Origin of the sequence: Moorena producens PAL-8-15-08-1, assembly GCF_001767235.1 — a bacterium.
In the GTDB taxonomy this organism is placed as follows: domain Bacteria; phylum Cyanobacteriota; class Cyanobacteriia; order Cyanobacteriales; family Coleofasciculaceae; genus Moorena; species Moorena producens_A.
The window spans coordinates 4798078-4813667 of record NZ_CP017599.1 but is presented as its reverse complement, the minus strand read 5'-3'; the positions used below and the strand labels follow the sequence as shown (position 1 = coordinate 4813667).

Genomic DNA, 15590 nt, shown 5'->3' with positions numbered 1-15590 from the left:
CTTACTAAAACTACTTGTAAACTTACTTTATTAAGACAACATGAATGAAAAACAAACACAAAAAAAAGAACAAAACTTACCTTTAGAAAGAGCGATTAAAGCCCTCAAAGATGCACGCTCAAAACTAGAAAGGTACGAAAATAAAAGGAAGGAACCAATCGCCATAATTGGAATGGGTTGCCGTGTTCCAGGAGGCCCATCTACCCCTGAAGCCTTCTGGGAACTTTTACAAAACGGAGTAGATGCGATTACGGAAGTGCCACCAGACCGATGGCCTATTAATAAATATTATGACTCTGACCCTACCGCTCCTGGTAAAATGTATACTCGTTATGGAGGCTTCATGGAGCGAATACAAGAGTTTGATACTAATTTCTTTGGTATTTCTCCCAAAGAAACAATTCATCTAGACCCTCAACAGCGATTACTTCTAGAAGTGAGTTGGGAAGCCTTAGAGCGTTCAGGAATAAATCCTCAAAAACTTACAGGAAGCTCTACTGGTGTATTTATTGGTATTTCTAGTAATGACTACATTCACAGGATATCCGGCCAAGGCCTTGAAAACATTGACGCCTATATGGGTTCAGGAAATGCCCACAGTACAGCATCAGGAAGAATTTCTTACTTTTTCGGACTCAAAGGCCCTAGTTTAGCAGTAGACACAGCTTGTTCTTCTTCTCTAGTCAGTATCCATGTAGCCACCACCAGTTTAAGAAATAGAGAGTGTAATTTAGCTCTAGCGGGAGGAGTAAATGCATTAATATCTCCAGGGTCTAGCATCAATTTTTCTAAGGCAGGAATGTTATCTGCCGATGGTCGATGCAAGACTTTTGATGCTACCGCAGATGGATTTGTCCGTGGTGAAGGATGTGGTATGGTCATACTTAAGCGTTTTTCTGATGCTGTAGCCGATGGGGATAAGATTCTGGCAGTGATTCGGGGTTCTGCCATGAACCAAGATGGAGCGAGTGGGGGGTTGACGGTACCTAATGGGCCATCTCAGCAAGCAGTGATTGGTCAAGCCTTGGAAAATGGAGGAGTAGACCCAGCTAGTATCAGTTATATAGAGGCTCATGGCACAGGCACATCTTTGGGAGACCCTATTGAAGTGGGAGCAATAGGAACGGTATTTGGTAAAACTCACTCTCAGAAGCAACCTGTAATCATTGGTTCAGCCAAGACTAATATTGGTCATTTGGAGGGAGCAGCAGGAATTGTAGGTTTAATGAAGGTAGTTTTGCAACTGCAATATCGTAAAATAGCTCCATCACTGCATTTCAAGCAGCCAAATCCTTATATTAATTGGGACCAATTACCGGTACAAGTCGCAACTAAGCTGACCTCTTGGCCGACAAATGGTAAAAGTCGCATAGCTGGGGTTAGTTCTTTTGGTTTTAGCGGCACCAATGTTCATGTAGTTATAGAAGAAGCTCCCTCTCAAGTCAAAATTCGGAATAATGTTGAACGTCCAGTTCATCTATTAACTCTATCAGCCAAAACCGAAAAGGCTTTAGAAGATCAGGTCAGTAATTATCAAAATTATCTAGAAACTAATCCCGAGTTAGCCCTAGCAGATGTATGCTATACAGCTAACACTGGACGCGCTCAGTTTAATCATCGACTAGGAGTGATAGCTTCTGAAGCGACAGAATTAATAGAGAAACTGCTGGGATGGAAAACTCAGTCAGAATTAGTAGGAGTATTTTCAGGACAACCAAATAGTGAAAGTCCCAAAATAGCCTTTCTCTTCACAGGTCAAGGTTCCCAGTATATAAATATGGGAAGGCAACTGTATGAACTTGCACCAACTTTCCGTCAAGCTTTAGAGCAGTGTGACCAAATTCTCCAACCCTATCTAGAAACATCCATATTAGAAATCATCTACCCCAAAGATGCACAAAAATCAAGTCTTTTAGACCAAACAGCTTATACCCAACCAGCGATATTTGTTATAGAATACGCCCTCTTTAAATTATGGGATTCATGGGGGATAAAACCCAATGTAGTTATGGGTCACAGTGTCGGAGAATATGTAGCAGCAACCGTTGCAGGAGTATTTAGTCTAGAAGACGGTCTCAAACTAATAGCCATGCGAGGAAAGTTGATGCAACAGTTACCCTCTGGTGGTGAGATGGTATCGGTAATGGCATCAGAATCTCAGGTAACAGAGGCCATAAAAGAATATAGTTCACTTGTAACAATAGCAGCAGTTAACGGACCAGAAAGTATCGTAATTTCTGGTGAGAGTCGAGCTATAGCAACTATTTGTGCTCAATTCAAAAATCTGGGAATTAAGACCAAACAATTACAGGTGTCCCATGGCTTCCACTCCCCATTAATGGAACCAATGTTAACAGAATTTGAAGCAGTGGCTAAACAGGTCACCTATAATGAACCAAAAATACCACTAATATCAAATGTTACAGGTACTGAAGTAGGTGCAGAAATAACCACTGCTGAATATTGGGTGCGTCATGTGCGTCAACCAGTAAGATTTGCTCAGAGTATGAAAACTCTGGAAGAGCAAGGATATGAAACCTTCCTGGAAATCGGACCCAAACCAATATTGTTAGGAATGGGAAGGCAATGTGTAACAGAAGATGTAGGAGAATGGTTGCCCTCATTGCGTCCGAATCAAATCCCCCTCCAGTCCCCCTTAGAAATGGGGAAGTCAGAGGATGCTGCGCTTTTGAAGGATGAGTGGCAACAAATGCTCTCTAGCTTAGGAAAATTGTATGTAAAAGGATTCAAAATAGATTGGTCAGGATTTGACTCTGATTATAATCGTCAGAAAGTAGCCTTACCCACATATCCATTCCAACGGGAACGTTATTGGATAGAAACAACAGAAAACAAACAAAAACAACATCAAAACACAGACAATATTCATCAGACTCCCATTTTCAAACTACTCACCCAAGGTAACACAGAAACCCTCACACAACAACTAGAAACAACCGGCAAGCTTTCATCAGAAAAACTGAAATTCTTACCAGAATTATTAGACATATTAGCCCAACAACATCAAGAACAACTAACAACCGCAACACTCAAAAATTGGTTCTATGAAATTCAGTGGCAACCCCTAACTCAAATCAACTCAAACACAAACATTCAACCAACTCATTGGTTAATCTTAGCCGATACCACAGGAGTAGCCGAAAAATTCGCCCAAAAATTACAACAACAAGGTCATGAATACAGCCTAGTTCATCGAGGCGAGAACTATCAAAAACCAACAGCAAATACTTATCAACTCAACCCTCATACTCCCCAAGAATTTGAACAACTGTATCAAGAAATTCAACAAAATACTCAAACTCCCATTACGAAGTTAATTCATTTGTGGAGTTTAGACGCTCCCGCATCAAAAGACTTAACCGTTGAAACCTTAGAATCAAGCCAAATCTGGGGATGTGGCAGCGTAGTGCACCTGTTACAAACCCTACTCAAAAACTCTAGCATTCCCGAACTGTGGTTAGTAACCCGTGGTTCCCAGTCAGTATTATCCAACACAGAAAATCACATAACAGGACTAGCCGCCTCACCCTTGTGGGGATTAGGTCGAGTCGTGTCCCTAGAACATCCCCAATTATGGGGAGGATTAATAGATCTAGACCCACAAGCTCCAGCAGTAGACGAGACAGAAATCTTATGGCAATTATTAGCTAACCAACAAGAAGAAGATCATCTAGCCTTACGGGGTGAAAAGACCTATGTAGCTCGTCTAGTTAACAAAGATACTCCAGAATTTTCTCAACCCCTATCCTTATCATCAGATGGTAGTTACCTAATAACTGGAGGGTTAGGAGCTTTAGGATTACATACTGCCCAATGGTTGGTGGAAAAAGGAGCGAAAAACATTGTTTTAACTGGACGTCGCCCTCCAACCGAAAAAGTGACTGAGTCCATAAAACAATTAGAAGAAACAGGATGCCAAGTGAGAGTGTTGTTAGGGGATGTTTCTGTCGAAGCAGATCTAGGCAAAATTCTGGAACAAATTCAGACATCAATGCCTACACTCAAAGGCATAATTCATGCGGCCGGAGTGACAGGAGAAATTCAACTGCTTCAGGAGTTAGAACTTTCTCAACTCGAAGCCGTACTGCGTCCCAAAGTAGTAGGAGGATGGTTGCTACATCAACTAACTCAAAAGCTAGAGCTAGACTTTTTTGTGAATTTCTCCTCCATTGCATCAGTATGGGGTTCAAAAGGTCAAGCTCACTATGCAGCAGCTAACCATTTTCTGGATGGATTAACTTATTATCGCCGCTCTCTGGGCACACCAAGTTATAGCATAAATTGGGGGCCTTGGTCAGGAGGAGGTATGGCAACGGGAGAGGCCATAAATTGGTTAAATAAAACGGGGGTTAAACCACTGGAGTCAGAAAAAGCAATAGTTGCTTTGGAGAAGGTGTTAGTAAGCAATAGTCCTCAGACAGTAGTAGCAGATCTGAATTGGAGGTTATTTAAGGAACTTTATGAACTGGGAGGTAAACGGCCATTACTGTCGGAAATTTCATTAGACTTAGAAGCAACAGACGGGGAACGGGCTGAAGAACAAGAGACACAGAAACAGAAAGTCAAAACCGAATTGTTAGCCAAATTAGAGGCAGCATCAAATCAGAAACGTCAAGAAATTTTAAGGGAATACATTCGGGAGCAAGTAGCTCAGGTACTAGGTTTCAGTTCATCTGAATTACCAGAAGTCAATGTAGGCTTTGTAGAAATGGGTATGGACTCTTTGATGACAGTGGAACTGAGAAATCAACTGCAAAAAAGCTTGAATTGTTCTCTGCCAACAACCTTAGCTTTTGAATGTCCAAATATTATTAGTTTAACCGACTACATTTCTTCAAAAGTACTTGGTTGGCAGTTAAAGGAAAAGGAAGCCAAAGCTAGAATAGAAGCACTAGAGTCTACCACAACAGAACCAATAGCAGTTGTTGGTATGGCTTGTCGCTTTCCTGGAGGAGCCGATAGCCCCCAAAAATTATGGCAATTACTGTCTGATGGAGTGGATGCAATTACCGAAATTCCTCCCCAACGCTGGAATGTAGATAACTACTACGACCCCAACCCAGAAACTCCGGGAAAAATGTCGTCCCGCTTGGGAGGATTTTTACAGGAAGATATAGCTCAATTTGACCCTCTGTTTTTTGGGATTTCAGAGCGAGAAGCTATCACTATTGACCCACAACATCGCCTACTCTTGGAAGTAAGTTGGGAAGCACTGGAAAATACTGGATATATTCCTCGGAGATTAGATAATAGTGTAACAGGAGTATTTGTAGGTATCACTAATTGCGAGTATCAAGTGATTACCGGACAAGGGACAGAAACTAATATCGCCCCCTATGCAGTCACTGGCTTACCATTGAATGCTGCAGCCGGTCGTTTATCCTACACCTTGGGACTAACTGGTCCATCTATGGCAATAGATACAGCCTGTTCTTCTTCTCTGGTTGCTATCCATCAAGCCTGTCAAAGCTTGCGATTACAAGAATGTCAAATGGCTTTAGCAGGAGGAGTTAATCTCTGGCTATTACCAGACGCATTGATTGCGACATCCCAGGCCAAAATGTCATCTCCTGATGGCCGGTGTCAAACTTTTGACGAGGAAGCTAATGGAACAGCTTGGGGAGAAGGATGTGGTATGTTGGTGTTGAAACGTTTGTCTGATGCACAAGCCTCAAAAGATCAAATTTTGGCAGTGATTTCAGGTTCAGCAGTGAATCAGGACGGACCAAGTAGTGGGTTTACAGTTCCAAATAGCTCATCCCAGCAACAGGTAATTCGTCAAGCTCTGAAAATGGCGAAAGTCAAACCATCCCAAGTAAGTTATGTAGAAGCTCACGGTACAGCAACTTCTCTGGGAGACCCAATTGAACTTAGGTCTTTGGCAGAAGTATTTGGGGAAGAACGTTCTGCCCAAGAGCCGTTGATGATTGGCTCTATTAAAACTAACATAGGTCATCTAGGATCTGCTGCTGGGATATCTGGGGTCATGAAAGTAATATTGCAAATACAGCATCGACAGATAGTACCTCATTTGCACTTGAAAAATCCTACCGGTAAGTTCGACTGGAAGAACTCCCCAATTGTGGTAGCAACTCAACCAACTACTTGGGATAGGAATGAACCTAGTGTAATTGCGGGAGTAAGTTCCTTTGGAGCTAGCGGTACTAATGCTCATGTAATTATAGAAGAGGCTCCCTCAATAGTCACAACTCAGAACATTATTGAACGTCCCATTCATCTATTAACTCTGTCAGCCAAAACCGAAAAGGCTTTAGAAGATTTAGTCAGTAATTATCAAAATTATCTAGAAACTAATCCCGAGTTAGCCCTAGCAGATGTATGTTATACAGCTAACACTGGACGCGCTCAGTTTAATCATCGACTAGGGGTGATGGCATCTGAGCCCACGGAATTAATAGAGAAACTGCTTGGGTGGAAAACTCAGTCAGAATTAGTAGGAGTGTTTTCAGCACAACCAAATAGGGAAGTTCCCAAGATAGCCTTTCTCTTCACAGGTCAAGGTTCCCAGTATATAAATATGGGAAGGCAACTGTATGAACTTGCACCAACTTTCCGTCAAGCTTTAGAGCAATGTGATCAAATTCTCCAACCCTATTTGGAAACATCCATATTAGAAATCATTTACCCCAAAGATGAACAAAAGTCAAGTCTTTTAGACCAAACAGCTTATACTCAACCTGCCATATTTGCCCTGGAATACGCCCTCTTTAAATTATGGGATTCATGGGGCATCAAACCGAATGTAGTTATGGGTCACAGCGTCGGAGAATATGTAGCAGCTTGCACGGCCGGAGTATTCAGCCTAGAAGACGGTCTCAAGTTAATAGCCATGCGGGGACAGTTGATGCAAAAGTTACCATCAGGTGGTGAGATGGTATCGGTAATGGCATCAGAATCTCAGGTAACAGAGGCTATAAAAGAATATAGTTCACTTGTAACAATAGCAGCAGTTAACGGACCAGAAAGTATCGTAATTTCTGGTGAGAGTGGAGCTATAGCAACTATTTGCAATGGATTCCAGAACATGGGAATTAAGACCAAACAATTACAAGTATCCCATGGCTTCCATTCCCCATTAATGGAACCAATGTTAACAGAATTTGAAGCAGTGGCTAAACAGGTCTCCTATAATGAACCAAAAATACCAATAATATCAAATGTTACAGGTACTGAAGTAGGTGCAGAAATAACCACTGCTGAATATTGGGTAGCTCATGTCCGTCAACCAGTAAGGTTTGCCCAGAGTATGAAAACTCTGGAAGAGCAAGGATATGAAACCTTCCTGGAAATTGGGCCGAAACCAATATTGTTAGGAATGGGAAGGCAATGTGTAACAGAAGATGTGGGAGAATGGCTGCCCTCATTGCGTCTGGGAGTGGATGAGTGGCAACAAATGCTATCAAGCTTAGGAAAATTGTATGTAAAAGGAGCCAAAATAGATTGGTCAGGGTTTGACTCTGATTATAATCGTCAGAAAGTAGCATTACCCACATATCCATTCCAACGGGAACGTTATTGGGTGGAAACCCAAAAAAACCAACTACTCAATTGGTCAAAAACCCAAAATCAACATCCCCTACTCGGTGAAAAACTCCACCTAGCAGGAATAGAAAATCAACAACGTTTTCAATCACACATAACAGAAAAATCCCCTACTTACCTCAAGGACCACAGAGTATTTGAAAAAGCACTATTCCCAGCTACAGGATATTTAGAAATAGCAGACTCAGCAGCCAGAGAACTATTCAGTTCACCTCAAGTAGAAGTAACAGATGTCTTCATAATTAAAGGTTTAATCCTACCAGAAACAGAAATCAAAAGAATACAAACAGTTATCACTACCCAAGAAAACAATAACTATAAATTTGAAATCTTCAGCACATCAGAAGCAGAAGAGCAACAGAAACCCCAATGGATATTGCACACCCAAGGTAAAATATCCGCCGACTCAACTCCAACTCCAGAAGCCAAAATCAACCTAGAGAAATACAAGAGTGAATGTAATCAAGCAATAGACATTAAAGAGCATTACAAATACTTTAGAGACAATGGAATTGACTATGGCAGCAGTTTCCAAGGAATCAAACAACTGTGGAAAGGTCAAGGAAAAGCCCTAGCCGAGATCTGCTTAAGTGAAGAATTAACAACACAAATAGTAGACTATAACATACATCCAGCTCTATTAGACCTCTCCATGCAAATCACACTTCATACCAAACCAATAAAACCAACAGACAAAACATACCTACCAATAGGAATAGAAAAATGGAAATTGTCTAAATCTCCAGGAACAAGAGTTTGGGTGATAGCTGAAACCCCATCAGAAAACAGCCTAATATCAAACATCAAACTGGTAGATGACCAAGGAACGATACTGGCCGAACTGCAAGGACTTAGGTCAAGAGAAACAACAGTATCAAAACTATTGAAAAGTCTACAACCAGAGCTCAATAATTGGTATTATCAAATCAACTGGCAAACCCAACCTCAGCCCAGCCAAGAATCTGAAGCTCCCACCCAAAAATGGTTAATCTTAGCAGAAGATACTCAAGTGCAACTATTAAAAGCCCTAGAAAAGAAAGGTCATCAGTGCATTCAAGTATCACCAGGAGAAAAATATCAACAACTAGGACCACAAAAATATCAAATAAATCCCACCAGTAGCCAAGAATTTCAACAACTACTACAAGAAAATCAAGAAATAACAGGAATAGTACACCTATGGGGAATCAAAAAAATTGAAAACAAAGATAACCTAGAACTAGAAACAATTCAAGCCAAAAATTGTGGCTCAGTGCTGCATCTAGTACAAGGAATAATCAAAAGTCAACCCGCCCAAAATCCCCAATTGTGGTTAATAACTCAAGGAACCCAGAACGTACTCTCAAATACAGAAGTCATCAACCCAGAATACGGAAGTCTATGGGCACTAGGACAAGTGATAGCCAATGAACACCCAGAATTAAAGTGTAAACGCATCGACTATGACCCCAACATAGAACCAACTCAAATAGCCGACTCCCTAGAAGCCGAACTATTATCACAAGAAGTAGAAGACCAAATAGCCATACGTCAAGGTCAACGTTACGTAGCCAGACTCGAACAAAAACAACAGGATGAACAGGTCCAACCAGTGCAATTAAAACTGGCAGAATATGGAGTGATAGACAACCTGAAATGGGAACCAATGGAGCGTCGGACACCAGAAGCCGACGAAATAGAAATCCAAGTAGCCACAGTAGGATTAAACTTCAGAGACGTACTCAACGCCCTAGGTTTACTCAAAGAGTACTACGCCCAACACTTAGGAATTACAAGTGTAGAGCAACTGACATTCGGATTTGAATGTGCTGGAACAATATCCGCAGTAGGAGAAGAAGTATCACAGTGGCAGGTAGGAGACAAAGTGATAGCCACAATGGTGCCGGATGGCTTCAGTAGTTTTGTGACAACAAAAGCCACAAATATAATCCCTCTACCGGAAAAAATGAGTTTCCCAGAAGCAGCGACCCTACCCCTAACCTTCTTGACTGCCTACTACGGGTTGCAGCACCTAGCTCAAATCCAACCAGGAGAGCGGGTATTAATTCATGCAGCAGCAGGAGGTGTAGGACAAGCAGCAGTGCAAATAGCTCAACTAGCAGGAGCGGAAATCTTAGCCACAGCCAGTCCGAGCAAATGGGACTTTCTCAAATCCCTAGGAATTAAGCATGTGATGAACTCCCGCACCCTAGATTTTAGCGAAGAAATCATGGAGCTCACAGGAGGAGAAGGAGTAGATGTAGTCCTCAATAGTCTCAATGGAGAGTACATACCCAAGAGCTTAGAAGTATTAGCTCCAGGAGGCAGATTTGTAGAAATCGGCAAAATCGGAATTTGGGAGACAGAGCAAGTCAAAGAAAAGCGAGCAGATATCAGTTACTATCCCTATGATTTGGGAGAAGTAGCCCAAGAACAACCAGGTTTAATGGGTCAATTATCAGAGCAATTAACCAAGGAATGGAACCAAGGAGGACTCAAGGCTTTACCCTATAAAACTTTCTCCAGTACAGAAATTACGGCAGCCTTCCGATATATGCAGCAAGCCAAACATATAGGGAAAGTAGTGGTGGAGATGCCAGAAGTGAGTGCAACTCAAAAGTTAATTCAACCAGAAGCCAGTTATTTGATTACAGGAGGTTTAGGAGCATTAGGCTTAGTAGTAGCTGAATGGATGGTTAAGGAAGGAGCCAAACATATAGTCTTAATGGGGCGTAGTGGTCCTGGTGAAACAGCACAAAAAACCATAGAGGAGTTAGAAGCGGCCGGAGCTCAGGTGAGTGTGTTGTTAGGGGATGTTTCTGTGCCAAGGGATGTGGAGGAAATTTTCCAGCAGATGGGAGAGTCATTACCCCCACTCAAAGGTGTAATTCATACGGCCGGGGTATTGGATGATGGGTTACTGCAAAACATGAGTTGGGAGCAGTTTACTAAGGTGATGGCACCCAAGGTGCAGGGTACTTGGTATTTGCATCAGCAAACTCAGGAATTAGAATTAGATTTCTTTGTCTGTTTTTCGTCTATAGCTTCGATGTTGGGGAATTCTGGTCAAGGAAATTATGCAGCAGCTAATGGGTTTATGGATGCGTTAGCTAGTTATCGTCGTGGTATGGGTTTACCAGGATTAAGTATTAATTGGGGAGCGTGGGCAAAAGGAGGAATGGCAGCGCGTTTAGGGACTCAGCATCAGAGTCGTATAGAAAGTAGTGGCATGAGGACAATTCAGCCAGAGGAAGGAATGGTGGCATTGGAGAACTTGTTATCAGGATCTCAAAGCCAAGTAGGAGTGTTTTCGATGAATTGGTCACAGTTTTTGACACAAGTACCTGGTGTGGAGAAAATGCCATTGTTGTCAGGGTTGGTTTCACATCAACCATCTCTGGGTCGAAAATCCGATTTTCTGTTAAAGTTGGAGGCTACACCACCTAATGAGCGTCGCTTGTTGTTGGTGGCTCATGTGCGTCGTCAGGTGGCTCAAGTGTTGAGAATTAGTCATCCTGAATCAATTGCTTTGGAAACAGGGTTTTTTGATTTGGGTATAGACTCTTTGACTTCTGTGGAGTTGAGGAATAAGTTGCAAGGTAGTTTGAAGTGTTCAGTACCTTCTACTGTAACTTTGGACTACCCTACCCTTAAGGCATTGGTAGAATATCTATATGAACAGCTATTGTTAGAACAAGTTAGTTACTCAAATACTGTACCAACTGAAGAAATCAATGAAGATAGGGAGGAGATTACTCTATGAAACTGACTGAAATTCTATCTCAAATCTCTAGCCAAAACATTAAATTATGGACTGAAGGTGATGAGTTAAAAATTAGTGCTCCCAAGGGAACGTTAACAAAAAAAATTCGCGATTTATTATCCCAAAATAAACTTGAATTAGTCCGTTTACTTCGGCAAAAGAGTAGTAATATCACTGCCACATCTAGTTTGCCGACCCTTATTCCTGCTCCAGAGGAAAGGTATCAACCATTTCCATTAAATGGAATCCAACAAGCTTATTGGATAGGTCGCAATGAATTCTTTGATTTAGGCAATATTGCGACCCATTCATACGTAGAATTAGATTGTAAAAACTTAAACTTGGAACGCCTCAACCAAGCATGGAGGAAATTAATTGAACACCATGAAATTCTGCGGATGGTAGTTTTAGCGGACGGCAACCAGCAAATACTCGAGCAAGTGCCTCCCTATGAAATTGAAGTTTTGAATTTGTCCGGAGAGTCTCCTCAAACAATTGCTTCAGAGCTAGAGAATATTCGCCATCATATGTCCCATCAGGTGTTACCAACAAACCAGTGGCCTTTGTTTGATTTACGGGCTGCCCGTTTGAATGAACAATGGTGCCGTTTGTATATCGACATCGATATGTTGATCTTGGATGCCTTTAGTATCTATATGTTATTTGAACAGTGGGGGCAACTGTACAAGGAGCCAGAGAGTGAACTACCAGCAACGGAAATCTCGTTCCGAGACTATGTGCTGGCAGAATTGGCACTCAAAGATAGTCCTCAGTATCTCCGTTCTCAGCAATATTGGTTCAACTGCCTCGATGAGCTACCTCCGGCACCAGAAATGCCCCAAGCGAAAATAACATCTGCAATCACCAACCCTCGCTTCAACACTCACACAGCTCGACTATCTACGACGAATTGGCAACAGTTAAAACACAAGGCCCGGAAAGCAGATTTAAGCCCATCAGGGGTATTGTTAAGTGCTTTTGCCTATATATTAAATTACTGGAGTAAAAGTCCAAAGTTTACTATCAACCTGACTATATTTAACCGTCTGCCCTTACACCCTCAGGTCAATGAGCTTTTGGGTGATTTCACATCGAGTATTTTGCTGGAGGTAGATCACTCACAAGCAGTTCCATTCATTAGTCGTGCTCAAAAGTTGCAAAAACTGCTCTGGGTAGATTTAGAACATCGGTATATCAATGGAGTAGAATTGCAGCGAGAGTTACATCGCCGAGGGCGTAGTCAACCAATGGGGGTGGTGTTTACTAGCATGTTAGGCTTCGAGTATCTAGTTGATGAAAGGTTGGGAAGAAGACTGGGTTTAGAGCAATTCGGAGAGGAAGTGTATAGAGTAGGTACAACACCTCAAGTGTGGCTGGATCATGTAGTCGCTGAGAACAAAGGAGCATTGATCTTTAATTGGTATGCCGTTGAAGCGCTATTCCCGGAAGGTTTAATAGATCAAATGTTTGAGGCTTATTGTGATTTGCTTCAGCAGCTAGCTACCTCGGACGAACCTTGGATGGAAACTTACTACCAATTATTACCAACTGCCCAGCTAGCACTACAAGCACAAGTAAATCAGACCACTCAATCTTGGCGTGAAGGGCTCTTGCATGGCTTGTTTGTTGAGCAAGTAAAAGTTCAAGGTCAAGGGATAGCTGTGATTAGTCCCCAGAAAAGCCTAACTTATGAGGAACTGTATCAACGGTCTCATCAATTAGGACATGGATTACGTAAATTAGAAGTCAAACCGAATGAGCTAGTAGCCGTAGTCATGGAAAAAGGTTGGGAACAGGTAGTAGGGGTATTGGGTATCTTGATGTCTGGTGGAGCTTACCTACCGATAGACCCTGCACTACCTCAGGAACGCCAGTGGTATCTACTTGAGCAAGCAGAAGTCAAACAAGTATTGACTCAAACTCACCTCAAACAGTCCCTGAGTTGGCCTGAGGGAATTAACTGCTGGTCTGTAGATAGTGAAGAGCTAGCAGCAGAAAATCCGACTCCCTTAGAACCAGTACAAACTCCAGAAGATTTAGCCTATGTGATTTACACTTCCGGTTCTACAGGTTTACCCAAGGGTGTAATGATCGATCATCGGGGAGCTGTAAATACAATCCTAGACATTAATCAACGGTTTGAAGTCAGAGCGTCAGACAGGGTATTGGCCTTAGCAAATTTGAACTTTGACCTATCAGTATACGACATCTTCGGTGTGCTAGGAGCAGGAGGAACTATAGTGGTGCCACCACCAGAAGCAACCAAAGACCCTGCTTGCTGGATAGAATTAATTGAAACCCATCAAGTGACTTTATGGAACTCAGTTCCTCCTTTGATGCAGATGTTGGTAGAACATTTATTCGGAACTTCAAGAGTGCCAGTAGAGGGTTTGCGAGTGGTTATGCTGAGTGGGGATTGGTTACCAGTAGACTTACCAGAAAAAATCCAGTCTCTGTGGCCTAATGTTCAAGTTATGAGTTTAGGTGGAGCAACAGAAGCATCAATCTGGTCAATTGGTTATAAGATTGAAAAGGTTGATCCTAATTGGAAGAGTATTCCCTACGGTAAACCCCTGTTGAATCAACGTTTCTATGTATTCAATGAATTGATGGAAGCCAGACCAGTTTGGGTACCTGGACAACTTTATATTGGAGGTGTAGGATTAGCTAAGGGATATTGGAAAAATGAGGAAAAAACCAAAGCTAGCTTTATTACCCACCCAGTTACTCAAGAGAGATTATACAAAACAGGAGATTTAGGAAGATATTTACCTGATGGTAATATTGAGTTTTTAGGTAGAGAGGACTTCCAAGTAAAAATCAATGGTTATCGTGTTGAACTGGGAGAAATTGAAGCAGCTTTAAAACAGTATCCAGGCATGAAGGAAGTAGTTGTTAGTGCTTTTGGAGAAGAGCTGTATAATAAGCGGTTAGTGGCTTATGTTGTTTTAACCCAAGAATCTACCAAGCCTCAAAAGACAGGAACTTACCAACCTAGTCCACAAGCACAAGAAGGAGCGCTAACAGATCCTATAGAGCGCATGGAATTTAAGCTCAAGCAACTAGGAGTGGAACAGTCAGAATCCTATATTAGCAGAATAGAATTACCTAAAACTGAGTTAGATGAAAGTCTGATTCAGAAATATTTAGAACGGCAGAGTTATCGGCAATTTTTATCTCAACCACTTTCTTTGAAGCAGTTGAGCGAGTTTTTAAGTTGCCTGCAACAAATGAAGTTGGATGATTATACTCTACCAAAATATCGCTATCCTTCGGCGGGAAGTCTCTATCCGGTGCAGACTTACTTGTGGATTAAACCTAACAGAGTTGAAGGTCTCGAAGCTGGTTTATATTACTATCACCCGGCCGAGCATCATTTAATGTTACTTGCGAAAAAGAACGAAATTGACGGTCAAATTTATGGTGTTAATCAACCAATTTTTGAAAAATCCGCTTTTTCGATATTTTTGGTTGGTAAATTGACTGCGATCGCTCCGATGTATGGAGACTTAGGGAAGGATTTCTGTTTGTTAGAAGCTGGTCATATCGGTCAGTTATTGATGAATACTGCTTCCAAACAAGAAATTGGTTTGTGCCCTATCGGTAATTTGGAATTTCAGGAATTACGAGATTTATTGAAGTTGGAATCAAGCCAGGTTTTGCTTTATAGCTTTGTGGGTGGGAAAATAGATTTAGCTCAGACTAAGCAGTGGTCAGGGGAATTAGTAGGCACGACGGAGAAGCCCAAATCTGTTCAATTGCGGGAGTATTTACAACAGAAATTACCTCAATATATGGTACCTTTAGAATATATTATTCTGGATACTTTACCTTTAACGGCTAATGGCAAAGTAGACCGTAAACGATTGCCAGAACCTCAAGTAGAAACTATAACCACAACTAAATATATACCACCTCAAACAAAAATAGAGCAACAAATTGCTGCTGTTTGGCGAGAGGTTATTCAGATGGAAAAAGTCGGAATTCACGACAATTTATTTGAGATAGGGGGCAATTCTGTACATATGATCCGAGTGCATAGCAAATTGCAAGAACTATTAGGCATGGAACTGAAAGTAGTTGACCTATTTACTAACCCTACTGTACATTCCTTGAGTCAATATCTTGCCGAGATTGATAGGTCATCAGGAACTATCAAAAATCGTGGAGATCAGCGATCTCAAAAAGGTATTGCTAGAAAAAAAAGGGGCAATTTTAGAAAAAGTCTACGCCACCAGAAATAATTTTTTTGCGCAGGATTATA

The 15590-nt window shown here is 41.6% G+C and carries 2 protein-coding genes; both read left to right on the top strand.

The window, feature by feature from the left end; genetic code table 11:
- The first annotated feature begins 40 nt into the window (after positions 1-40).
- The gene (locus tag BJP34_RS47595) at positions 41-11326 is read left to right on the top strand and encodes a type I polyketide synthase (protein ID WP_070393504.1); all 11286 of its coding nucleotides are present in this window, start codon (positions 41-43) and stop codon (positions 11324-11326) included.
- Positions 11323-15570, top strand: coding sequence for a non-ribosomal peptide synthetase (locus tag BJP34_RS17830; protein WP_070393503.1), 4248 nt, complete (start codon positions 11323-11325; stop codon positions 15568-15570). The genes BJP34_RS47595 and BJP34_RS17830 overlap by 4 nt, the downstream gene beginning before the upstream one ends.
- The last annotated feature ends 20 nt before the right edge of the window (positions 15571-15590 follow it).